Origin of the sequence: Streptomyces sp. NPDC018000 (assembly GCF_044328025.1) — a bacterium.
Lineage (GTDB): Bacteria > Actinomycetota > Actinomycetes > Streptomycetales > Streptomycetaceae > Streptomyces.
The window spans coordinates 206764-229388 of record NZ_JBIRGM010000006.1 but is presented as its reverse complement, the minus strand read 5'-3'; the positions used below and the strand labels follow the sequence as shown (position 1 = coordinate 229388).

Sequence of the window (22625 nt, the reverse complement as noted above, 5' to 3'; positions counted from 1 at the left end):
CTATGCAGTACTCCGTATGGTTTGTCAAAGCTGCTGGTGACGGCTCACCCGAACGTTCGAGCCCGCTCCCCATCGGCCCCCAGGTCGTAAATGCCGGGCCCGAAGACCGCGCGGCGCTGCCGGGCGCCGTGTTGGCGACGACAATGCCCCCCATGGGAAAGACATACGAACGCATCAACGGACGGATTAGGGCCTTCATCGAAGAGCAGCACCTCTTCTTCACGGCGACCGCGCCCCTGGACGGGAACGGCACCGTCAACCTCTCCCCCAAGGGCGTCAGCGGCTCCTTCGCGGTCATCGACGAGCAGACAGTGGCCTATCTGGACTTCGCCGGAAGCAACGCGGAGACCGTGGCCCATCTCCGTGAGAACGGCCGCATCACCCTGATGTGGTGCGCCTTCCAGGGGCCGCCGAACATCGTGCGGGTGCACGGCCGCGGCGAGCCCGTCTTCCGCGACGACCCGCGGTTCACCGGCCTGCTCGCCCACTTCCCCGGCGTCGACCCCACGCCGCACGGGCTGCGCGCGATCATCGTGGTGACGGCCGAGCTGATCCGGGACACCTGCGGATTCGCCGTGCCCTTCATGTCGTACGACGAGGACCGGCCACTGCACGCCCAGCGCTTCGTCCGCGAGGACGACACGTCGCTCGGTGTCTACTTCGAGAAGAAGGAACACATCGCGACGAGCCTCGACGGACTGCCGGGGCTGCCGCTCCCGCTGCCGGCCATGCCGCGCACCGAGCGGGATTGAGCCGTACGGAGCGGATCCGGCGGTGACACCCCGCCGGACGGTCCGGCATCCGTGGCATGCGCAGATCCCTGGTGGCCGGTTCGCTGCTGCTCGCCCTGGCGGCTCGGTCGCGGCCCGGCCCGCCGCGGGGCCGGCTCTCCGGGGCGGATGGCCGGCACCGGCGGCGGTACCCAGTTGATCACGGCCGAGGCCCCGGACAAGGGCTCCACCAACGGCAGGGCAGCTCCGGCCCGCTCAGCGCTCGTTCTGGGCCAGCCGCAGGAGATGGTCGGCGAGTGCCTGACCGCCCGCCGGGTCGCGGCTGATCAGCATCAGCGTGTCGTCGCCCGCGATCGTGCCGAGGATGTCGTGCAGTTCGGCCTGGTCGATGGCCGAGGCGAGGAACTGGGCCGCGCCGGGAGGCGTACGCAGCACCACGAGGTTGGCCGAGGCCTCCGCCGAGATGAGCAGTTCGGCGGAGAGGCGCCGCATCCGCTCCTCCTTCGCGGACTCGCCCAGCGGTGCCTGCGGGGTACGGAAACCGCCCTCGCTCGGCACCGCGTAGATCAGCTCGCCGCCGGTGTTGCGGATCTTCACCGCGCCCAGCTCGTCCAGATCGCGGGAGAGCGTCGCCTGGGTGACGCTCAGCCCGTCGTCGGCGAGGAGCTTGGCCAGCTGGCTCTGCGAGCGCACCGGCTGCCGGTTCAGGATGTCCACGATCCGGCGGTGGCGTGCGGTGCGGGTCTGCGGCACGGACGGCCCGCCGTGCTCGGTTTCCTGCGCCTCGGTCATCGTCGTCGCCTCATTCTCCGGATCGTCCGTCCCCTTTTGCCGCGTCGAGAGCGCCGGGCAGCGCCTGGAGGAACGCGTCGACCTCCGCGTCCCCGATGATCAGCGGTGGCATGAGCCGCAGAACATCGGGGGCGGGTACGTTCACCAGGATTCCGGCTCCCTGAGCCGCCTGTTGCACCTGCTGTGCGCGGGGCTCGGTGAGCACGATACCCAGGAGCAGCCCGGAGCCGCGGACATGGGAGACCAGAGGGTGCCCCAGCCCCTCCACGCCGTCCCGGATCTTCTCACCGAGCCGCTTCACCTGGTCCAGGGCACCATCGGCCGCCAGGGTGTCCAGGACGGCGAGACCGGCGGCGCAGGCGATCGGGTTGCCGCCGAACGTCGTGCCGTGCTGGCCCGGCTTCAGCAGATCGGCCGCCGGGCCGAACGCGACGGTCGCACCGATCGGCAGTCCGCCGCCGAGGCCCTTGGCGAGGGTGACGATGTCGGGCTCGACGCCCTGGTGGGCCTGGTGCTCGAACCAGTGGCCGCAGCGGCCGATACCGGTCTGTACCTCGTCCAGGACGAGCAGGGTGCCGGTGGCCCGGGTGATCTCCCGGGCGGCCTCCAGGTAGCCCTTGGGCGGCACGACCACACCGTTCTCGCCCTGGATGGGCTCGATGATCACCAGTGCGGTGTCGGTGGTCACGGCGGCCCGCAGCGCCTCGGCGTCGCCGTACGGGACATGTGTGACATCGCCGGGCAGCGGCTCGAAGGGCTCGCGTTTCCCGGGCTGGCCGGTCAGCGCGAGTGCGCCCATGGTCCGGCCGTGGAAGCCGCCGTCGGTGGCGACCATGTGGGTCCGCCCGGTCAGCCGGCCGATCTTGAAGGCGGCCTCGTTGGCCTCGGCGCCCGAGTTGGCGAAGTAGACCCTGCCGCCCTGGCCGAAGAGCTGCAGCAGCCGTTCGGCGAGGGCGACGGGCGGCGGGGCGATGAAGAGATTGGAGACGTGGCCGAGGCAGGCGATCTGAGTGGAGACCGCCTCGACGACGGCGGGATGGGCATGGCCCAGTGCGTTCACGGCGATACCGCCGACGAAGTCGAGGTACTCGGTGCCGTCGGCGTCCCACACATGGGCGCCCTGGCCGCGGACGAGGGACAGCTGGGGGGTGCCGTAGTTGTCCATCAGCGCGTGCTGCCAGCGCTGCGAGAGTTCCTGATTGGTCATGACTCCCCCTGCGCGCCGGGCTGTGCGTCGGGCACGACCATCGTGCCTATTCCTTCGTCGGTGAAGATCTCCAGCAGGATCGAGTGCTGGACCCGGCCGTCGATGACACGGGCGGTCTCGACGCCGTTGCGTACGGCGTGCAGGCAGCCCTGCATTTTCGGCACCATGCCGCTGGACAGCTCGGGAAGCAGCCTTTCCAGCTCGGTGGCGGTGAGGCGGCTGATCACGTCGTCACTGTTGGGCCAGTCCTCGTAAAGGCCCTCGACATCGGTGAGGACCATCAGCGTCTCGGCGTTCAGCGCGGCGGCGAGTGCGGCAGCCGCGGTGTCGGCGTTGACGTTGTAGACGTGGTTGTCGTCGGCGGAGCGTGCGATGGAGGAGACGACGGGGATCCGGCCGTCGTCCAGCAGTGCCTGGATCGCCCCGGTGTCGATGGCGGTGATCTCGCCGACCCGGCCGATGTCGACGGGTTCGCCGTCGATGACGGGCCTGTGCTGGCTGGCGGTGATCGTGTGGGCGTCCTCGCCGGTCAGGCCGACGGCGAGCGGGCCGTGCTGGTTGAGCAGGCCGACGAGCTCGCGCTGGACCTGTCCGGCCAGCACCATCCGTACGACCTCCATCGCCTCGGGCGTGGTGACGCGCAGACCGGCCTTGAACTCGCTGACCAGGCCCTGCTTGTCGAGCTGGGCGCTGATCTGCGGGCCGCCGCCGTGCACGACGACGGGCTTGAGGCCGGCCTGGCGCAGAAACACGACATCCTGGGCGAAGGCCGCCTTCAGTGCCTCGTCGATCATGGCGTTGCCGCCGAACTTGATGACGACGGTCTTGCCGTTGTGCTGGGTCAGCCAGGGCAGCGCCTCGATGAGGATCTGCGCCTTCGGGAGTGCGGTGTGCTTCCGCGCCGTGGTCATGAGCTGTACGCGCTGTTCTCGTGGACGTAGTCGGCGGTGAGGTCGTTGGCCCAGATGACGGCCGACTCGGGGCCGGTGGCCAGGTCGGCGGTGATCTTCACTTCCCGGTAGCGCATGTCGACCAGGTCGCGGTCCTCGCCGACGCCGCCGTTCCGACAGACCCAGACGCCGTTGATGGCGACATTCAGCTGGTCCGGATCGAAGGCGGCCTTCGTCGTGCCGATGGCGGAGAGGACCCGGCCCCAGTTGGGGTCCTCACCGTGGATGGCGCACTTGAGGAGGTTGTTACGGGCGATGGACCGGCCCACCTCGACGGCGTCGTCCTCGGTCGCGGCGTTGATGACCTCGATCCGGATGTCCTTGGAGGCGCCCTCGGCGTCACCGATGAGCTGCCGGGCGAGGTCGGCGCAGACGGTCCGCACGGCCTCGGCGAACTCGTCCTGCTCCGGGGTGATCCCGCTCGCTCCGGAGGCCAGCAGCAGCACGGTGTCGTTGGTCGACATGCAGCCGTCGGAGTCGACCCGGTCGAAGGTGGTGCGGGTGGCGGCGCGCAGCGCGGTGTCGAGCGCCGGGGCCTCCACATCGGCGTCGGTGGTGAGGACGACCAGCATGGTGGCGAGCCCTGGGGCGAGCATGCCCGCGCCCTTGGCCATACCGCCGACTGTCCACCCCTCGCCGCCCGCGACGGCGGTCTTGTGGACGGTGTCGGTGGTCTTGATCGCGATGGCGGCCTTCTCGCCGCCGTGCTCGCTGAGGGCGGCGGCTGCCTTCTCGATGCCGGGCAGCAGCTTGTCCATCGGGAGCAGCATGCCGATCAGCCCGGTCGACGCCACCGCGATCTCACCTGCGCTGTGACCGGTGAGAACCTCGGCGGCCTTCTCGGCGGTGGCGTGGGTGTCCTGGAACCCCTTCGGGCCCGTACAGGCGTTGGCACCACCGGAGTTGAGAACGACGGCACTGACCTCGCCGCCCTTGAGTACCTGCTCCGACCAGAGGACGGGAGCGGCCTTGACGCGGTTGGAGGTGAAGACGCCCGCGGCGGCGCGACGCGGACCGTGGTTGACCACGAGGGCCAGGTCGGGGTTACCGCTCTCCTTGATTCCCGCGGCGATGCCCGCCGCCGAGAAACCCTGTGCTGCCGTGACACTCACGGTGCGACTCCGATCGTGGAAAGACCAGTGTCCTCGGGAAGTCCGAGGGCGATGTTCATGCTCTGCAGGGCGCCGCCGGCGGTGCCCTTGGCAAGGTTGTCGATGGCGCTGATGGCGACGATCCGGCCCGCCGCCTCGTCGTACGCGACCTGGATCTGTACGGCGTTGGAACCGTGGACAGAGGCCGTGGCGGGCCACTGCCCCTCGGGGAGCAGGTCGACGAACGGCTCGTCGGCGAACGCCTTCTCGTACACGTCACGGACGGACTCGGCACTCACGCCCGGCTTCGCCTTCGCGCTGCAGGTGGCGAGGATGCCGCGGGGCATCGGCGCCAGGGTCGGCGTGAAGGACACCGTGACCGGCTCACCGGCCGCGGCGCTGAGGTTCTGGATCATCTCGGGGGTGTGCCGGTGGACCCCGCCGACGCCGTACGGGGACATGTTGCCCATTACCTCGGAACCGAGCAGATGCGACTTGGCCGCCTTGCCCGCCCCGGAGGTACCGGACGCGGCGACGACCACGGCCTCGGACTCGGCCAGGTGGGCGGCGTACGCCGGGAAGAGCGCGAGGGAGACGGCGGTCGGGTAGCAGCCGGGCACCGCGATGCGCTTGGCCCCTGCCAACGCCGGGCGCCCGCCGGGCAGTTCGGGCAGACCGTAGGGCCAGGTCCCGGCGTGCGGCGAGCCGTAGAACTTCTCCCAGTCCGCTGCGTCCCTGAGCCGGAAGTCGGCGCCCATGTCGACGACGAGTACCTCGTCACCGAGCCGCTCGGCGACGGCGGCGGACTGCCCGTGCGGAAGGGCGAGGAAGACGACATCGTGTCCGGCGAGAACCTCGGGCACCGTCGGCTGAAGCACACGGTCGGCAAGCGGCCGCAGATGCGGCTGCAGCACACCGAGCTTCTGCCCCGCGTTGGAGTTGGCGGTGAGGGCCCCGATCTCGACCTCGGGGTGGACCAGCAGGAGACGGAGCAGTTCCCCGCCGGCATATCCGCTCGCCCCTGCCACTGCTGCACGTACCACCATCGAAATCCTCCTCGTCGATGGCATGACTATACGCAGCAATGCACTTTTATGCAAAGCTAGCCGAGTGCGCGGTCGAGATCGAAGGCCGCGCTGATCAGCGCCAGGTGTGTGAATGCCTGAGGGAAATTCCCGCTCTGCTCCCCGGTGTGGCCTATCTCCTCGGCGTACAGACCGAGGTGGTTGGCATACGTGAGCATCTTCTCGAACGCGAGCCGGGCCTCGTCCAGGCGGCCGGCGCGGGCCAGCGCCTCGACGTACCAGAACGAGCAGATCGAGAACGTACCCTCATCGCCGCGCAATCCGTCCGGGCTGGCCTGCGGGTCGTAGCGGTAGACCAGCGAGTCGGACACCAGGTCCTCCCCCAGCGCGTCCAGCGTGGCGAGCCATTTCGGGTCGGTGGGGGAGACGAACTTCGCCAGCGGCATCATCAGCAGGGACGCGTCGAGGACGTGGCCGTCCTCGTACTGGACGAAGGCGTGCCGCTCGTCGGACCAGCCATGGCGCATGATCCGGCGGTAGATCGCATCCCGGGCCCGCCCCCACCGAACGATGTCGACGGGCAGGCCGCGATGCTGGGCCAGCCGCATGGCGCGCTCGATGGCCACCCAGCACATCAACCGCGAGTAGAGGAAGTTCTTGCGCCCGCTGCGGGTCTCCCAGATCCCCTGGTCGGGCTGGTCCCAGTGGTCGCACAACCAGTCCACCAGCTCGCTGATGCTGTCCCAGTGCGCGCTGGAGATGGGCTGCCCCCACTTGTCGTAGAGGTAGAGGCCGTCGATGAGCGCCCCGTAGATGTCCAGTTGCAACTGGTTGACGGCGCCGTTGCCTACGCGCACGGGCGCCGAGCCCCGGTAGCCCTCGAGATGGGTCAGCTCGCGTTCAGGCAGCTCACGGCGCCCGTCGATGCCGTACATGATCTGCAGCGGGCCGATGGAGCCCGTCCCCCCGGCTGCTTCGAGAGGGACACGTTCGGAAAGGAAGCGCATGAAGGCCTCGGCCTCCTCGGTGAAACCGAGCCTCAGCAGCGCATACACACAGAACGCCGCGTCACGGATCCATACATAGCGGTAGTCCCAGTTGCGCTCGCCGCCGATGCGTTCGGGCAGACTGGTGGTCGGCGCGGCGATGATGGCACCGGTCGGGGCGTAGGTGAGCAGCTTCAGAGTGAGGGCGGAGCGGTGCACCATCTCCCGCCAGCGACCGCGGTACCTCGACCGGGACAGCCACCGCCGCCAGTACTTGACGGTGGCGTTGAACTGCTGCTCCGCCTCGGACAGCGGGCAGAAGCGGGGCGCCACGTCGCCGCCGACCCGGTCGAGGGCGAAGACGGCGGACTCGCCCTCGTGCAGCTTGAACAACGACCAGACGTCCTGGCCGGCGACCTCGATCGGCACACTCGACGTCAGCGCGAGAGTGAGTGACGGCGATTCGAAGACCGCCTGGCGGTGCTGAGCGTGCACGGTGTGCGGCTGCGTCCCGTACTCGAAACGAGGGGCCACCCGGGCGCGGAACGGCAGCGATCCGCGCACGCACACCACGCGGCGGATCAGCCGGTGCCGGTCGGCCTCGCGCGAGTCGTCGAGTATCGGCATGAAGTCCTGGACCTCGCCGACGCCGTCGTCCGCGAAGAAGCGGGTGATCAGCACGTTGGTGTCGGGGAAGTAGAACTGCTTGGTGCGCGTCGGGGCATCCGCGGCGAGTTCGAAGGACCCGCCCCGGTCCGCGTCGAGGATCGAGGCGAAGACGCTGGGCGCGTCGAAGCGCGGGCAGCAGTACCAGTCGATGGTGCCGTTGGTGTCCACCAGCGCCGCGCTGCGCAGATCGCCGATCAGGCCGTGCTCGGCAATGGGCGGATAGCGGGTCGAGCCGACGCCCGGGGATGTGTCGAAAGCACTGAACGCCCCGGCGCCCGCATTGGCCTCAGTCACATCGGACCTCCTTGACCTCCGCACCCCCTCTACAGGCTAAGGCCGACCGGCACATCGGGCCCGTGCAGTGTCAACCTATGAGGAGGCGTGAGCGACGCCGCCTGTCCGGGACATGCGCGGCGGGAGCCGGTGCCGGTCATCCGGTGCCGGCCTTCGCGTGCCGACCCGGTCACAGTGCCTCGTACACCGCCTCGACGAGCCCGAGAGCCTGCCGGGTGACCTCTGATCGCGGCCACCCGGCGGACGGGGCGCGCCCGGCGTTCGGGGTGAGGGCCCACAACCGTTCGCCGGGCGAAGTCATCTTTCGGTCATAGACTTGTCGACATGGACCGCCACCCGTGAGGAGGTCACGCCCAATGGAGGCACACGCGGGCGACCGGCTGCTGATGCACGGCAGGACCGTGGGACAGCACGACCGTGTCGCAGAGATCGTCGAAGTGCTCGGGGCCGGGGGCACTCCCCCGTTCCGCGTCCGCTTCGAGGACGGACACGAACACCTGATTTCGCCCGGTCCCGACAGCGTCGTACAGCACACCGCCGACCGGAAGCAGGCACCGGAGCACCCGTAGCGGCCTCCGGTGGACGGCACGGCTCTTCGCCCCCGGGCCCTGGGCGGGCCGACGGGTTCCCGGCGGCCCGCCCACAACTCCCGGTGCGCCGGCTCCGCTTCTTCTGTCAGCGGGGCGGGCGCACCCTGTTGCGGTAGTGGTCTGCCACCACCCGGGCCATGGCTCCGGTCCGGTCCGTGACCACATCCTTGCCGGAGAAGTAGACGTGGCCGCGCACCTGGTCGTAGGCGGCGGCGAAGTCGAGGTGGCGGGAGAGTTCGGCGGGGTCCTGCCAGGCGGCGGGCTGCGCCGGGTCACCGGCCTTGTAGAGCGCCTCGCCCACGAACAGATCGACGCCCGTGCCCCGTACGACCGCGTTCCACCAGGGCAGCAGCTTGGCGTAGTCGGCGGCGGCGAAGCCGATGTTCCAGTAGATCTGCGGGCAGATGTAGTCGATCCAGCCCTTCTGGACCCAGCCGCGGGTGTCGGCGTACAGATCGTCGTAGGTCTGCACACCCGCCTTCGTGTCCGAGCCGAGCGGATCGGTCGCGGCATTGCGCCACACACCGAACGGGCTGATCCCGAACTGGACGTTCTTCTTGATCTTCTTGATCCGCTGGGCCGTCTCGCGCACCAGCTTGTCGGTGTTGGCGCGCCGCCAGGCGGCCTTGTCCGGGAAGCCCGCGCCGTACTTCGCGTACGTGGCGTCGTCGTCGAACACCTGCCCGGCCACCGGGTACGGGTAGAAGTAGTCGTCCCAGTGCACGGCGTCGATGTCGTAGCGGCGGACCGCGTCCAGCATCGCGTCCTGGACAAAGCGGCGGACCTCGGGGATTCCGGGGTTGTAGTAGAGCTTCCCGCCGTACGGCAGGATCCATTCGGGGTGCAGCCTGGCGGGGTGGGTGGCGACCAGCCGGGACGGATCGGTGTGGTTGGCGACCCGGTACGGGTTGAACCAGGCGTGCAGTTCCAGGCCGCGGCGGTGCGCCTCCTGGACTGCGGTGCCCAGCGGATCCCAGCCGGGGTCCTTGCCCTGGACCCCGGTGAGGTACTGGGCCCACGGTTCGTAGGGCGAGGGCCACAGCGCGTCGGCCGTCGGCCGGACCTGGAGGATCACGGCGTTCAGCCGCCGGTCGACGGCCTTGTCGAGGTACGCGATCAGCTCGGCCTTCTGCGCCGCGGCTGTCAGACCGGGCGCCGAGGGCCAGTCGATGTTGGCGACGGTGGCGACCCACATGCCGCGCAGCGCGCGCCGCGCCACATGGTGACCACCCTTGTGCGACGCCCCGCCCGTCCGGCCTGAGCCGGCCTGCCGGGACGGGACCGCGACGGCATCACCGGCCGTGGTGATGGTGCTCACCACCCCTGCGACCACCCCGGCCGCACCCGCCACAAAGCCTCTTCTGGCCATTTGCCGCATTTCGTTGCACCTGCCGTCTCTCTGTCCTCGTCCGTCGCCCCCGACATCCGGGCGTAACGCAGAGCATGCCCGCCCCGGCCCGCAATGACCCTCAGGTCGCGGAGTAACGTCGGGGGGTCGAGGCGGGCACCGGAATCAGACGGGATCCTGCGACACGGAGAACAGCGAAAGGCACGAGGTGACGGACTCTATGGCCGACATTGCACGCGTCGGAGTGGTGGGCTGTGGCCAGATGGGCGCGGGTATCGCGGAGGTGTGCGCCCGCAGCGGTCTTGAGGTCAAGGTGGCCGAGACCACCGGCGAGGCGCTGGAGATCGGCCGCACCCGGCTGCACAACTCCCTCTCGAAAGCCGCCGACCGCGGCAAGATCACTCCGGAGGAGCGCGACGAGACACTGGCTCGTCTGAGCTTCACCACCGACCTCGGAGAGTTCGCCGACCGCGATCTCGTCATCGAGGCCGTCGTGGAGAACGAACAGGTCAAAACCGAGATCTTCCAGGTGCTCGACCAGGTGGTGACCCGGCAGGACGCGATCCTCGCCTCGAACACCTCCTCCATTCCGCTGGTGAAGCTGGCCGTGGCGACCTCTCGCCCGGACCAGGTCATCGGCATCCACTTCTTCAACCCGGCCCCGGTGCAGAAGCTCGTCGAGCTGATCCCCGCGCTGACGACGTCCGACGAAACGGTGAAGCGCTCCGAGGCCCTCGTGCAGGACGTCCTCGGCAAGCACCCGATCCGCGCCCAGGACCGCTCCGGCTTCGTCGTCAACGCGCTGTTGATTCCGTATCTGCTCTCCGCGATCCGGATGTTCGAGTCGGGGATCGCCAGCCGCGAGGACATCGACAATGGCATGGAGCTCGGCTGCGCCCACCCGATGGGCCCGCTCAAGCTCTCCGACCTGATCGGGCTCGACACCGTGGCCTCGGTCGCCGACTCGATGTACGCGGAGTTCAAGGAGCCGCTGTACGCCGCTCCCCCGCTGCTCCAGCGGATGGTGGACGCGGGCCGCCTCGGCCGCAAGACGGGCTCGGGCTTCTACCCGTACTCCTGATCCGTCGCTCGTGTCCCCACGGGGCCGTCCGGGAATCCCCCGGTCGGCCAGTCGTGGGCGAGGTCGTTGTCCCAGCGCGCGCACAGGAGGGGCGTATCCGGTCAGCGGATACGCCCCTCCTTCATGGCGTGCGGCGCGTGAGGCGTTACGCGCCCCGCAGCACCGCGCCCGTACGCTCGGCGGCCAGGGCCACCGCCGCGTCACGGGCGGCCGTGGCCTCGTCGACGGTCAGCGTGCGGTCCGCTGCGCGGAAGCGCAGCGCGTAGGCAAGGGACTTGCGGCCCGCGCCGATCTGGTCGCCGGTGAAGACGTCGAACAGCCGCAGCGATTCGAGGAGTTCACCCGCGCCCGTTCGCAGTGCCTGCTCCACCTCGGCGGCGGGGACGCTCTCGGCGACGATCAGCGCGACATCCTGGGTCGCCACCGGGAAGGTGGAGATCCGAGGCGCCTGGAGCACGCCGTCGACGGCCTGCTCCAGAACGTCGAGCTCGACCTCCATGGCGCAGGTGCGCTCCGGCAGGTGGAGCTCCTTGATGACGCGCGGGTGCAGCTCACCGGCGTGCCCGAAGAGGGTCTCCTCGCCGTCCACCGTGACGTACAGCGCGGCGCAGCGGCCGGGGTGCCACGGCGCGTGCTGGTCGTTCCGGACGGTCACCTCGACACCCGCCTCACGGGCGATCGTACGAGCGGCCTCGATGGAGTCCGCCCAGTCGGCCGGGCGGCCCTTGCCCCACCAGCCGGCCTGCTCGCGGGCGCCCGCGAGGACGACGGCGGCGTGGCGCGGCTGACGCGGCAGCGTGGCGTTGAGCCCGGCGATCTCCTCGCCGGTGGGACGGCGGTCGACGGGCAGCCGTACGGCCTTGGTCTCGCTGCCGGTCGGCGTGAAGACCAGGCCGGTCTCGAAGAGCGCGAGGTCGTGGCTGCCGCGGCCGTCGTTGCGCCGCAGTGCGCCGAGCAGGCCCGGCAGCAGCGTGGTGCGCAGAGCCGGCTCCTCGTCGGAGAGCGGGTTGACGAGCTCGACCGTGCGGCGGCGGGCGTCGTCGGCGTCGAGCCCGAGCTGGTCGAGCACGGCGCCGCCGATGAACGGGTAGTTCAGCGCCTCGACGTAGCCGGCTCCGGCGAGCGCCCTGCCGACCCTGCGGTGCAGCCGCTGGCGGTCGGTGAGCCCGCGGCCGGACGGCGGCGTCGGGAGGGTGGACGGAAGGTTCTCGTAACCCTCCAGCCGGATGACCTCCTCGGCGAGGTCGTTCGGCTCGCTCAGGTCGGGCCGCCAGGACGGCACGGTGACGATGAGCTCGTCCTGCCCGTAGACGTCGCAGCCGACCTGCTGGAGGCGGCGTACGACGGTTTCGCGGCCGTAGGCGACACCGGCCACCTGGTCGGGGTGATCCGCGGGCATCGCGATGGTGCGGGGCGCGGACGGGGCGCTGACCTCGGTGACCCCGGCCTCGGCGGTGCCGCCGGCGAGCAGTACCAGCAGGTCGACGGTGCGCTGCGCGGCGGCGGCCGCGGCCTGCGGGTCGGCGCCGCGCTCGAAGCGCTTGGACGCCTCGGACGACAGCTTGTGGCGGCGCGCGGTCCGGGCGATCGAGATCGCGTCGAAGTGCGCGGCCTCGATGACGACCTCGGTGGTGCTGTGCGCACCTTCCTGGACGTCAGCGATCTCGGTGTTGGCTCCGCCCATGACGCCCGCGAGGCCGATCGGCCCGCGGTTGTCGGTGATGACCAGGTCCTCGGCGTCCAGGACGCGGACCGTGCCGTCGAGGGTGGTGAGCTTCTCGCCCTGCTCGGCCCGGCGCACCCCGATCGGCCCGTCGATGCGGGTGCGGTCATAGGCGTGCAGCGGCTGGCCGAGCTCCAGCATCACGTAGTTGGTGATGTCCACGGCGAGCGAGATCGGGCGCATCCCGGCCTTCTGCAGCCTGCGCTGCAGCCAGATCGGGGAGCGTGCCTCGGGCTGCAGGCCGACGACGGTGCGCGCGGTGAACCTGTCGCAGCCGATCGGGTCGGCGATCTTGACCGGGTAGCCGAACGCGTTCGGCGCGGGCACGTCGAGGAGGGCAGGGTCGCGCAGCGGCAGCCCGTACGCGATGGCGGTCTCGCGGGCGACGCCGCGCATGGACAGGCAGTAGCCGCGGTCCGGCGTGACGGCGATGTCGAGGACCTCGTCGACGAGCTGGAGCAGCTCGATCGCATCGGTGCCGGCCTCGTGCTCCGGCGGCAGCACGATGATGCCGTGCGTGCCGTCGTCGCCCATGCCGAGCTCGTCGGTGGAGCAGATCATGCCGTGCGAGGTCTTGCCGTACGTCTTTCGTGCGGCGATCGCGAAGTCGCCGGGCAGGACGGCGCCCGGGAGGACCACGACGACCTTGTCGCCGACGGAGAAGTTGCGGGCTCCGCAGACGATCTCCTGCGGCTCGCCGGTGCCGTTGGCGTTGCCGACGTCGACCGTGCAGAAGCGGATGGGCTTCTTGAAGCCCTCCAGTTCCTCGATGGTCAGTACCTGTCCGACAACCAGCGGGCCCTTGAGGCCGGCGCCGATCTGCTCGACGGTCTCGACCTCCAGACCCACGGCGACGAGCTTGGCCTGTACGTCTCGGCCGGTCTCCGTCGCCGGCAGGTCGACGTACTCCCGCAGCCAGGAAAGCGGGACGCGCATCAGATCTCCATCCCGAACGGCCGGGTGAACCGGACGTCACCCTCGACCATGTCTCGCATGTCTTCGACGTTGTGGCGGAACATCAGCATTCGTTCGATGCCGAACCCGAAGGCGAATCCGCTGTACTTCTTGGGGTCGACACCGCAGGCGATGAGCACCTTGGGGTTGACCATGCCGCAGCCGCCGAGCTCGATCCAGCCCTCGCTGCCGCAGGTGCGGCAGGGGCGGTCCGGGTTGCCGACGGAGACGCCGCGGCAGACGTAGCAGACCATGTCCATCTCGGCGGACGGCTCGGTGAACGGGAAGAAGTTCGGCCGCAGCCGGGTCTTCATGTCCGGGCCGAAGAGCGCCTGGACCATGTGGTCGAGGGTGCCCTTGAGGTCGGCCATGGTGAGGCCCTCGTCGACGGCGAGCAGCTCGATCTGGTGGAAGACCGGGGTGTGCGTCGCGTCGAGCTCGTCGGTGCGGTAGACGCGGCCGGGGCAGACGACGTAGACGGGGGGCTCGCGGTCGAGCAGGGTGCGGGCCTGGACCGGCGAGGTGTGCGTACGCAGCACGACACCGGACTCGTCGTTCTTGGCACCGTCGGCGCCCTGGACGAAGAAGGTGTCCTGCATCTGCCGGGCCGGGTGGTCGGGCACGAAGTTCAGGGCGTCGAAGTTGAACCACTCCGCCTCGACCTCGGGGCCCTCCGCGACCTCGTAGCCCATGGCCACGAAGACGTCCGCGACACGCTCCATGATGGTCGTCAGGGGGTGGCGGGCGCCGGCCGGGGTGCGGTCGTAGGGCAGCGTGACGTCCACCGCCTCCTCGACCAGTACGCGGGCGTCCCGCTCGGCCTCCAGCTCCGCCTGACGGGCGGCGAGGGCCTTGCTCACGGCGCCGCGGGCCTGGCCCACGCGCTTGCCCGCCTCGGCCTTGGCCTGCGGCGGCAGGGCGCCGATCTCCCGGTTGGCGAGCGACAGGGGCGAGGTACCGCCGGTGTGCGCGGTCTTCGCCTGGGCGAGCGCGTCGAGGTCCCCGGCGGCGGCGAAGGCGGCGAACGCCTCGTCCCGCATGCGCTCGATCTCTTCCGGTTTCAGTGCCTCGACCTCGACTGGGTCGTACGACTTGTTCGGTGCCGACATCTCTTCCCGTGCTTCCGATTGGCTGGTACTGCGCTTACCGGGGAATACCCCCGGACCCCCATGGCCCCGCTCGACGATGGAGGACGCAAAGGTGCCAAAGGTCGAGTCTAAGGGTCACAGGATGTTTGGGAGGCCCATGGGCTGCTCAGACCAGGTAGGCCGGCGTGCTCACGGGCAGAATAAATCGGAATTCCGCGCCGCCTCCGGGGCCGCGGCCGACCGTGATCGTGCCGCCGTGAGCCTCGACGATGCCTTTGACGATGTAGAGACCCAGGCCTGTACCGCCGCGCTTGCTTCCCCGCCAGAAGCGGGTGAAGACACGGCCCATCGACTCCTCGGGAATGCCGGGGCCTTCGTCGCTCACGGTGACGGCCGTTCCCTTCTCGTCGCTCTTCGCGGGTGCGGGTGCGACTTCAATGGTGACGGTTCCCTCGCCGTGGCGCACCGCGTTTTCCAGCAGGTTGCCGAGCACCTGGTCGACCTTGTCCGGGTCGGCCCAGACCGCGGGCAGCGGCTGGCAGGTGCGGACGAGGAAGCGGTCGGGGGCCTGGCCGTTCGCGGTGAGGGCCTGGATGTGGCGTTCGACGGCGGCGGAGAGGTCCACGGGCTGCCGTCGCAGCTCCAGCCGTCCCGAGTCGATCCGGGAGATGTCGAGCAGTTCGGCGATGAGCCGGGTGACGCGGCCCGCGTCGGCGTCGACGGTCTCCAGCATCAGGCGCTTCTGGTCGTCGGTGAACCGTTCCCACTTGGCGAGGAGGGTCGCGGTGAAGCCCTTGACGGAGGTCAGTGGGGAGCGCAGCTCGTGGGCGACGATCGCGATCAGTTCGGCGTGGCTGCGTTCGGTGCGGCGGCGGGCCTCGGTGCCGCGCAGCGAGATCACCAGACGGCGTACGGGACCGGTCGGGTGCTCTCGTACGTACCGTGCGGAGACCAGGACCTCACGGCCGCCGGGCAGCAGCAGATTGCGCTCGGGCTGGCCGACCCGGGTGGCGAGGCCGCCGTACGGATCGGTCAGCGCCCACCAGCGGCGGCCCTTGAGGTCCTCCAGCGGCAGCGCGTGCTCCAGCGGGCGGCCGAGAGCGGCGGCCCGGGGCACGGCGGTGATCCTTGTGGCCGCGGAGTTGAAGCAGATGACCCGGCCGGTCTCGTCGGCGATGACCAGGCCGTCGGGGAGGTCGTCGGGTTCGACGGTGGCATCGATGGGTGCGGGGTCCCGGCCGTCGGCCGGTTCGCCCGCCGTGCCGGGGTCCTCGCAGGCGCGCACGACGGCCGCGTGTGTCCCGCGCGGCCTGCTCATGCCGACAGCCATATCCCGTACCCCACCTCTCGAACCGGTGCAGTGGGCCCCCGAGTTCGTCACCCTACTAGTCGTCGGTGACGGAGCGACACCCTGCGGCGGCGCACTGCTGCGGTACGCCGTTCGGGGGTACGGGGCATGGCCTCGGTCGGACGGCGACCTCGACGCGGTCCCCGGCCGGCCGGGCCGCCCGCGCACGCCGCGTGAGCGATCCGGAGGCGGTGATCCTGCGGGCCAGGACCGCGGCCCGCGGATCAGTGACGAGTGCGCTGGGCGCGTGCGGAGGCGTACAGGCAGACGGCCGCCGCCGTCGCCAGATTGAGGCTCTCCGCCTTGCCGTGGATCGGCACCCTCACGACGGCGTCGGCCAGCGCCCGGGTCTCCTCCGGCAGGCCCCAGGCCTCGTTGCCGAAGACCCAGGCGGTCGGCCCGCCCATGGTCCCCGCGTCGAGCTCGTCGTCGAGGTCGTCGTCGCCCGCTCCGTCGGCGGCGAGAATCCGTACGCCCGCGTCCCTCAGCCCCTGCACGGCCTGCTCCACCGGAACACCGACGGCGACCGGCAGATGGAAGAGCGAGCCGACCGAGGCCCTGACGGACTTGGGGTTGTAGAGGTCCACCGAGGCATCGGTGAGCACGACGGCGTCGGCGCCCGCGGCGTCGGCGCAGCGCAGCACCGTACCGGCGTTCCCCGGGTCGCGTACGTGGGCGAGGACGGCGACCAGCTTCGGCTTCGCGGCGAGGATGGCGTCGAACGGCGAGTCGAGGAAGCGGCAGACACCGATCAGGCCCTGGGGGGTGATGGTCTGCGACACATCGGCGAGCACATCGCCGTCCGCGAGGTGCACCCGGGCGCCGGCCGCGTGGGCGGCGTCGACGATGTCGGCGTACCGCTCGGCCGCCTCGACGGTGGCGAACAGCTCGATCAGCGTCGCCTCGCCGTCGCTGCCGCGGTGCTCGGCGGCCTCACGCACGGCCTGCGGCCCCTCGGCGATGAACCTGCGCTCCTTGCCGCGGAAGTTGCGCTTGGCCAGCCGCCGGGCGGCGGTGACGCGCGGCGATCGCGAGGAGATCAGTTCGGGGGTGCCCATGGTCGGCGGCGAGCCTCTCTGCATACGGAGGTGACGGACGTACGGAACATGTCGTGCAACGCACCGGACCCGCAGACGACGGGCGCCTGCGGGTCCGGCTCACAAACCAAGAAGTGCGACCTGGATCAGGCGGCCTTCGGGGCGTTGACGTCGCTCGGGAGGGCCTTCTGGGCAACCTCGACGAGGGCGGCGAACGCGTTGGCGTCGTTGACCGCGAGCTCGGCCAGCATCTTGCGGTCCACCTCGATGTTGGCGGCCTTCAGACCCTGGATGAGGCGGTTGTACGTCATGCCGTTCTGGCGGGCAGCGGCGTTGATGCGCTGGATCCACAGCTGACGGAAGTCGCCCTTGCGCTTCTTGCGGTCGTTGTAGTTGTAGACGAGGGAGTGGGTGACCTGCTCCTTCGCCTTGCGGTACAGGCGGGAACGCTGGCCCCGGTAACCGCTGGCCTGCTCGAGGATCGCCCGGCGCTTCTTGTGAGCGTTTACTGCCCGCTTGACGCGTGCCACTTTTTAACTCCTTGTAGCGGGGCCGTGGTTGGACTCACACGGCCCGGAAACGAATTGGTCCCGGTCTGAGTCGAGGTCGCCGCCCACGGGTTCACCGAGGGCCGCGGACTTACTTGCCGAGAAGCTTCTTGACCTTCTTGGCGTCGCCGGGGGCCAGCTCGGCCGTGCCGGTCAGCGAGCGGGTCTTCTTGGACGACTTGTGCTCAAGAAGGTGGCGCTTGCCGGCGCGCTCACGGAGCACCTTGCCGGAGCCGGTGATCTTGAAGCGCTTGCTGGCACCGCTGTGCGTCTTGTTCTTCGGCATCGCGCCGTTCTCTCCTCGTCAGTGGCGCCCCTCTCGGTGCGGGCACCGGACAGCAGGGGCGTCAGATCTTGGTGGGAATTCCGGGGGGCCCGGGGTCGCCTGGATGGCGGCCCCTGAGGTCACGCCTCGGAAGGTGTCTCGGCCGGAGCCTCGGGCTGCGCTGCAGCCTCACCCGCGGCTTCGGCGTCGGGGGTGGAGCCCTGACGCCCCGCCTTGCGGGCGGCCTGGGCCTCGCGGGCCTCGGCCATGGCTTCGGTCTTCTTCTTGTGCGGGCCCAGAACCATGATCATGTTCCGGCCGTCCTGCTTCGGGTTGGACTCGATGAAGCCGAGTTCCTCCACGTCCGAAGCGAGACGCTGGAGCAGTCGGAAACCCAGCTCGGGGCGGGACTGCTCACGACCACGGAACATGATCGTGATCTTTACCTTGTCGCCCTGCTTGAGGAACCGGACGACGTGACCCTTCTTGGTGTCATAGTCGTGCGGGTCGATCTTCGGCCGGAGCTTCATCTCCTTGATGACCGTGTGCGCCTGGTTCTTGCGCGCCTCACGGGCCTTCATGGCCGACTCGTACTTGAACTTCCCGTAGTCCATGAGCTTGCACACGGGCGGACGGGCGGTCGCCGCCACCTCGACCAGGTCGAGGTCGTACTCCTGTGCGAGTTCCAGGGCCTTGGCAAGCGGCACAATCCCGACCTGCTCGCCGCTGGGACCGACAAGTCGCACCTCGGGAACGCGAATCCGGTCGTTGATGCGGGGCTCGGCGCTGATGGATCCTCCTCGGTAGCACCACGCGGCCGCCTGGCGGACAGCCACGTAACGTCTGTTTCGTGAGACCAACCGCGCCAGGGCCAAGAAAAACGCCCCGGACGGGACACAGGCGGGGCTCCTGGAACAACCGGAACACCGCCGCGGTCAACCGCGGGGCGCATCGGGCGGCTCCATCGTCCGTACGGAACGATGGGCGCCACCTGACCGGTGACCCGCTGCCCGAAGGGACAGCCAGGTGGGAGATCGGAGCCTCCACTTGTGGGCCGGGCACATAGCTGCCCAGCCGGTCGTTACACAAGGCTAGCAGCTCCCTGGGGCCCGCGCTAACCAGCTGTCGCCCGCCGCTCCCGCAGACAGAGCGACGCAGGAGTGGGCCTATCGTATGGCGCATGAGTGACGCGACCCCCACCAACGATTCCCCCGGCTTCGACGACATGGCCCGCGACATCGCGGAGGTGCCCGCGGTCGAGGTGATCGTGACGGTCGCGGTCAATCTGATGAGCGCCGCCGCCGTGAAGCTCGGGCTGACCGAGGACGGCGACGAGCACAAGGACCTCGACGAGGCCCGCAAGCTGGTGCATGCGCTGGCCGGCCTGCTGGACGCCGGCACCACCGAGATCAGCTCCTTCCACGCGGCTCCGCTGCGTGACGGCCTGAAGTCCCTGCAGCTGGCGTTCCGCGAGGCGTCGCTCGTACCGGACGAGCCCGGCCAGGGCCCGGGCGAGAAGTACACCGGTCCCGTCTTCGGCTGAGCCCGCCCTCCGTTTCTTACGATTTCTTACGATTCTTTACGGCCGTGAGCCCCCTGCCTGTCCGGGCAGGGGGCTCACGGCCGTAAGGCCGGAAGTCAGGCGGTGCCGAGCCGGGTCCGTTCCTGGGCCGGATGGGTGCCCGACGCACGATTGCGTGCGGTGGAACGGTGGGGTACTCAGCGTGTGAACAGGGGCTCACCAGGCGTGGTCGCATCGGCCGGGAGCAGCGCCAGGTCCAGGCCACGCACCAGGCGGGCGCGCAGGACCTCGTCGGCCGCCAGCAGCTGCGCAACCCGGCGGGCCGCGTCGGCGGGGTCCGCATCGGGTGCCAGGACGAGGGCCAGGGTGCCGTCGGCCCGGCCGGGGCCGAGGTGGGCACGGAGCACCGCGGGCTCAGCCGCGACCGCGTCCCGTACCGCCGAGGTGACCGCGGGGTCGTCCAGCGGATCGGCGCTGGTGCGGCCCTCGGCGAGGGCGAGCAGTGCGGAGCCGGTCAGCTCGAATGCGACCGGGCCGGCGAGATCGAGGACGACCGTGTCCGCCTTCTCGTGCGCGGCGGCCTGCAGCGCCTGGTGCAGGGGTACGGCGACGGGCCGGGCCTGCGGATCCCAGCGGGCCAGCGAGTCGGTCGAGGTGAAGGCGGGCAGGGCGCGACGGTCCCCCGCCTGAAGGGTGGGGACGGCCATGTCGCTGGTCTTCTCGCGACGCAGCCCGTTCTCGTCCTCCTCCACTTCCCCGAGCACGGCGACGACAGGGACCAGTAGCCGAGCGCCCTTGAGGGCTTCGAGCACCGGGCCGATGGAGTTGCGGTCCTCGGCCCAGGCGGCGAGTGCCGCGGTCAGGGCCGGGTCGGCCGTGCCGTCGTCGTCGGAGTAACCGGGATCCGGAATGTTCTTCAGCGCCACAGGGCGAGCGTAGTGCCTGGGGATTCTCACCCTGACAACAGGTCGGACCCAGCCGGTGCCGGACACCGTCCGGATGAGCAGTACTCGGGCCGCGTTCAGCGCCGTACGGCTGCCGGCCTGTCGCCCCTGCCGCGCCACAGCACCACGGCCACTGCCAGCAGGACCGCTCCGAGGGCACCCGCGGCGGGGGCGAGCCAGCCTGCGGGGCCGCTGTCCTGGTGCTCGGGGGCGGGACCGGGGCCGAAGTACCGCTTTCGGTAACCGGCTTCGGCGGAGTCGGCACGCAGCCCGGCGGGACGGAGCGTGGCTCCGGCCTTGATCGCCGCGGCGGGATCGACCATGCCGTACCCCCGTGCGTCGTCACGGCCGGACGGAGGGGCACTGCGGGCCGTGTCCGTGAGCAGTTGCTTGATCTGGGCGGGCGTCAGTCCCGGATGTGCGGCGCGCACCAGCGCGACCGCGCCCGAGACGAACGCGGCGGCGGCGGAGGTGCCCCACTCCACGTAGTACTGACGGTCGGGGGCGGCGACGACGATGTCGACTCCGGGTGCGCTGACGGTTGCGTACCAGCGGCGCGTGGAGAACGCGGCATGGGTGCCGTACCGGTCGACGGCGGCGGCCGCGATCACACCGGGGTAGGCGGCGGGGTACGAGATGTGGTCGCCCTTCTCGCCTCCATTGCCCGCCGAGGCGACGACGACGGCCCCCTTCTTCAGCGCGTACTGGATGGCGGCGTCCTCGCCCGATTCGGGGTGCGCCGACTCGCTGTCGTCGCCGAGCGAGAGGTTGATGACGTCGGCGCCGTGGTCGGCGGCCCAGCGGATGCCGTCGGCGAGAGCCGTGCCGTGGGACTCGCGGGCCTTGGCGCGGGCCGGGTCGGAGGCTTCGAGGATCACCCGGACCGGAAGGATCTTCGCCTCGGGCGCGATGCCCATCACTCCGTCGCCGCCTCCTGCACCGTGGCCGTGACCTGCGATGATCCCGGCCATCGCGGTGCCGTGCCGGGCCCAGGACCGGTCGCCGCGGCCTGCGCCGAAACCGATCATGTCCTTGCCGGGCAGTACCTGGCCCGCCAGGTCGGGGAGGCTGCCGTCGACCCCGGTGTCGACGATGGCGACGGTGATCCCCTTGCCCTTGGTGGTCCGCCATGCCTGCTCGGTGTGGAGCGCCTGAAGGCCCCACTGCTGGGCCCGGATGGCATCGGCTCCGGCCGGCGCCGCGGGCAGGAGCGCGAACGCGGTGGCGGCGCAGACCGCGCCCAGGGCGCGCCGGGCGCGACGGCTCATTCCGGCTTCTCCGTGAGGTCGGTGATGGTCCGGCGCAGGCCGCGCTCGATCCGGTCGGCGATTCCCTTGGCCTCGTGGCCGAGTCCGGCCTGGGCGGCGGCCGTGGTGGCGTTCGCGTCCATCGCCTTGTCGACGGGTTGCGGATCGGTGACCGTACGCGCGTCGGCGAACCCGGAGACGGCGAACACGACGACGGGCACCTCGGTCAGTACATGGACGGTCCAGCTGGCGCGCTGCCGGTCGCCGAACCCTGCGGCAACCGTGCCCTTGACGGGGTACGTACGGGGCATCAGGTCGGTGCGCCGGTCGAGGTGCTGGTCGGTGAAGCGGGTGCTCAGCGCTCTCATGGCTCCGGTGTCGCCCTCGGTGAAGATCACCCCGACCGTGGTGACGCTGCTGCTGGTGGAGTCGGTGTAGGTGGCGCGGAGCATCCGCTCGCAGCCGACCGGGCCGAGTGTCCTGGCCAGCAGTGGGTCCAGGGCCGCCTTGCAGCCGCTGTCCGGGGCGGCTGCGACCCTGGTCCAGAGCCGGTCGGCGCCGCCGGGCCCCGCTCCATCGCCGTTCAGCGTGCGCGGGAAGAAGGTGTCCACGGGGACGTCGTGCCAGGCGGAGCGGCCCACGGCATAGGCACTGCGGGCAGCGGGGCCGGCCGAGGAGTCGCTGGTGAGCCAAGTGCCGGTGGCCGCGCCGCCGATCAGTCCGAGCCCCAGCACGGCACAGGCCGCGGCGGTCGCGGTCCTGACGGGGTGGCGGGTGCGGATGGGGCGCAGTCGGGTGGTGGTCTCCACGGGTGTCTCGGGGTGCGGATGGCCGTACGGGTACGGCTGCTGCGGCGGCTGCTGGTACGCGTGCGGGGTGTGCGCCGGTCCGGGCGGGGGCGGGGGCACTCCCTGGCGCGGAGTGCGGTCCACGGCGCCGACGGGCCGCCGCCGGGGCGTGGCGGGCGGCTGCTCGGGGCGGGGCGGGGTGGTGGCAGGCGTGGGCGCGGCATGGGCGGGAGCCGGGGGCCTGGGCCGGAGCCGAGCTGTGGTCTCCACGGGCGGGACTTCGGGCGCGGGCGCCGGTGGTGGGGTCGTGGGGCGGGGCGGGACAGGAGCACGCTGCGCCTCGGTACTCATCCGCCCCCCTGATCCTGTTCCGTACCGCGCGCGGATCGACTTCACA

General features: G+C 70.6%; 22 protein-coding genes. 4 read left to right on the top strand and 18 right to left on the bottom strand.

Features of this window, described 5'->3' with window-relative positions; all coding sequences use genetic code 11:
* The first annotated feature begins 152 nt into the window (after window positions 1-152).
* Window positions 153-752 (top strand): pyridoxamine 5'-phosphate oxidase family protein, encoded by a 600-nt coding sequence (locus ACH4EW_RS17045; protein ID WP_398257383.1) that lies wholly within the window; start codon window positions 153-155, stop codon window positions 750-752.
* A gap of 234 nt (window positions 753-986) precedes the next feature.
* Here the strand turns inward: ACH4EW_RS17045 and ACH4EW_RS17040 are convergent, their stop codons facing one another.
* From ACH4EW_RS17040 to ACH4EW_RS17010, 7 genes are all read right to left on the bottom strand, one after another.
* Window positions 987-1523, bottom strand: coding sequence for an arginine repressor (locus ACH4EW_RS17040; RefSeq protein ID WP_398257381.1), 537 nt, complete (start codon window positions 1521-1523; stop codon window positions 987-989).
* A gap of 10 nt (window positions 1524-1533) precedes the next feature.
* Complete coding sequence (locus ACH4EW_RS17035) at window positions 1534-2730, bottom strand: acetylornithine transaminase (protein WP_398257379.1); 1197 nt, start codon at window positions 2728-2730, stop codon at window positions 1534-1536.
* Window positions 2727-3641 (bottom strand): acetylglutamate kinase, encoded by a 915-nt coding sequence (gene argB / locus ACH4EW_RS17030; protein WP_398257376.1) that lies wholly within the window; start codon window positions 3639-3641, stop codon window positions 2727-2729. The genes ACH4EW_RS17035 and argB overlap by 4 nt, the downstream gene beginning before the upstream one ends.
* Window positions 3638-4792: a bifunctional glutamate N-acetyltransferase/amino-acid acetyltransferase ArgJ gene (gene argJ, locus ACH4EW_RS17025; RefSeq protein ID WP_398257373.1), complete on the bottom strand. Its 1155-nt coding sequence runs from the start codon at window positions 4790-4792 to the stop codon at window positions 3638-3640. Before argJ ends, argB begins: the two co-directional genes overlap by 4 nt.
* Window positions 4789-5817: an N-acetyl-gamma-glutamyl-phosphate reductase gene (gene argC, locus ACH4EW_RS17020; RefSeq protein WP_398257370.1), complete on the bottom strand. Its 1029-nt coding sequence runs from the start codon at window positions 5815-5817 to the stop codon at window positions 4789-4791. Before argC ends, argJ begins: the two co-directional genes overlap by 4 nt.
* Window positions 5818-5873: 56 nt before the next feature.
* Complete coding sequence (locus ACH4EW_RS17015) at window positions 5874-7745, bottom strand: glycoside hydrolase family 15 protein (protein ID WP_398257367.1); 1872 nt, start codon at window positions 7743-7745, stop codon at window positions 5874-5876.
* 169 nt (window positions 7746-7914) lie between these two features.
* On the bottom strand, window positions 7915-8046 hold the full coding sequence (locus tag ACH4EW_RS17010) for a hypothetical protein (RefSeq protein WP_398257365.1): 132 nt from the start codon (window positions 8044-8046) through the stop codon (window positions 7915-7917).
* 55 nt (window positions 8047-8101) lie between these two features.
* Between ACH4EW_RS17010 and ACH4EW_RS17005 the strand changes: the two genes are divergently transcribed.
* The gene (locus ACH4EW_RS17005) at window positions 8102-8314 is read left to right on the top strand and encodes a DUF1918 domain-containing protein (RefSeq protein WP_398257362.1); all 213 of its coding nucleotides are present in this window, start codon (window positions 8102-8104) and stop codon (window positions 8312-8314) included.
* A gap of 106 nt (window positions 8315-8420) precedes the next feature.
* Here ACH4EW_RS17005 and ACH4EW_RS17000 read toward each other — a convergent pair whose 3' ends face one another.
* A complete protein-coding gene (locus tag ACH4EW_RS17000; RefSeq protein WP_398257359.1) occupies window positions 8421-9713 on the bottom strand; it encodes a glycoside hydrolase family 10 protein in 1293 nt (430 codons plus the stop codon).
* Between the two features lie 190 nt (window positions 9714-9903).
* Between ACH4EW_RS17000 and ACH4EW_RS16995 the strand changes: the two genes are divergently transcribed.
* On the top strand, window positions 9904-10764 hold the full coding sequence (locus ACH4EW_RS16995; RefSeq protein ID WP_398257356.1) for a 3-hydroxybutyryl-CoA dehydrogenase: 861 nt from the start codon (window positions 9904-9906) through the stop codon (window positions 10762-10764).
* Between the two features lie 145 nt (window positions 10765-10909).
* Here ACH4EW_RS16995 and pheT read toward each other — a convergent pair whose 3' ends face one another.
* The 7 genes from pheT to infC all read right to left on the bottom strand — a co-directional run bounded on the left by pheT (window position 10910) and on the right by infC (window position 18563).
* On the bottom strand, window positions 10910-13423 hold the full coding sequence (gene pheT, locus ACH4EW_RS16990; RefSeq protein WP_398257353.1) for a phenylalanine--tRNA ligase subunit beta: 2514 nt from the start codon (window positions 13421-13423) through the stop codon (window positions 10910-10912).
* Window positions 13423-14550 carry a phenylalanine--tRNA ligase subunit alpha gene (gene pheS, locus ACH4EW_RS16985; RefSeq protein ID WP_398257350.1) on the bottom strand — a complete coding sequence of 376 codons (1128 nt, stop codon included), beginning with the start codon at window positions 14548-14550 and terminating at the stop codon, window positions 13423-13425. The genes pheT and pheS overlap by 1 nt, the downstream gene beginning before the upstream one ends.
* A gap of 145 nt (window positions 14551-14695) precedes the next feature.
* Window positions 14696-15859 carry an ATP-binding protein gene (locus ACH4EW_RS16980; RefSeq protein WP_398257348.1) on the bottom strand — a complete coding sequence of 388 codons (1164 nt, stop codon included), beginning with the start codon at window positions 15857-15859 and terminating at the stop codon, window positions 14696-14698.
* A 242-nt stretch (window positions 15860-16101) separates the two neighbouring features.
* A complete protein-coding gene (locus tag ACH4EW_RS16975; protein WP_398257345.1) occupies window positions 16102-16935 on the bottom strand; it encodes a TrmH family RNA methyltransferase in 834 nt (277 codons plus the stop codon).
* Between the two features lie 125 nt (window positions 16936-17060).
* Complete coding sequence (rplT, locus tag ACH4EW_RS16970; protein ID WP_030879305.1) at window positions 17061-17444, bottom strand: 50S ribosomal protein L20; 384 nt, start codon at window positions 17442-17444, stop codon at window positions 17061-17063.
* 109 nt (window positions 17445-17553) lie between these two features.
* Entirely contained in the window at window positions 17554-17748 is a 195-nt protein-coding gene (gene rpmI / locus ACH4EW_RS16965) for a 50S ribosomal protein L35 (RefSeq protein WP_398257342.1), read from the bottom strand.
* A 119-nt stretch (window positions 17749-17867) separates the two neighbouring features.
* Complete coding sequence (gene infC, locus ACH4EW_RS16960; protein ID WP_398257339.1) at window positions 17868-18563, bottom strand: translation initiation factor IF-3; 696 nt, start codon at window positions 18561-18563, stop codon at window positions 17868-17870.
* A gap of 344 nt (window positions 18564-18907) precedes the next feature.
* On the opposite strand from infC, the gene ACH4EW_RS16955 reads away from it, so the two are divergent.
* Window positions 18908-19270, top strand: coding sequence for a DUF1844 domain-containing protein (locus ACH4EW_RS16955; protein WP_398257337.1), 363 nt, complete (start codon window positions 18908-18910; stop codon window positions 19268-19270).
* A gap of 176 nt (window positions 19271-19446) precedes the next feature.
* Here the strand turns inward: ACH4EW_RS16955 and ACH4EW_RS16950 are convergent, their stop codons facing one another.
* The 3 genes from ACH4EW_RS16950 to ACH4EW_RS16940 all read right to left on the bottom strand — a co-directional run bounded on the left by ACH4EW_RS16950 (window position 19447) and on the right by ACH4EW_RS16940 (window position 22372).
* Entirely contained in the window at window positions 19447-20175 is a 729-nt protein-coding gene (locus tag ACH4EW_RS16950) for an SseB family protein (protein ID WP_398257334.1), read from the bottom strand.
* Window positions 20176-20270: 95 nt separating this feature from the next.
* Window positions 20271-21461: a type VII secretion-associated serine protease mycosin gene (gene mycP / locus ACH4EW_RS16945; RefSeq protein WP_398257331.1), complete on the bottom strand. Its 1191-nt coding sequence runs from the start codon at window positions 21459-21461 to the stop codon at window positions 20271-20273.
* Window positions 21458-22372, bottom strand: a complete 915-nt coding sequence (locus ACH4EW_RS16940) for a hypothetical protein (RefSeq protein WP_398257667.1) — start codon at window positions 22370-22372, stop codon at window positions 21458-21460. Before ACH4EW_RS16940 ends, mycP begins: the two co-directional genes overlap by 4 nt.
* Window positions 22373-22625: the final 253 nt, after the last annotated feature.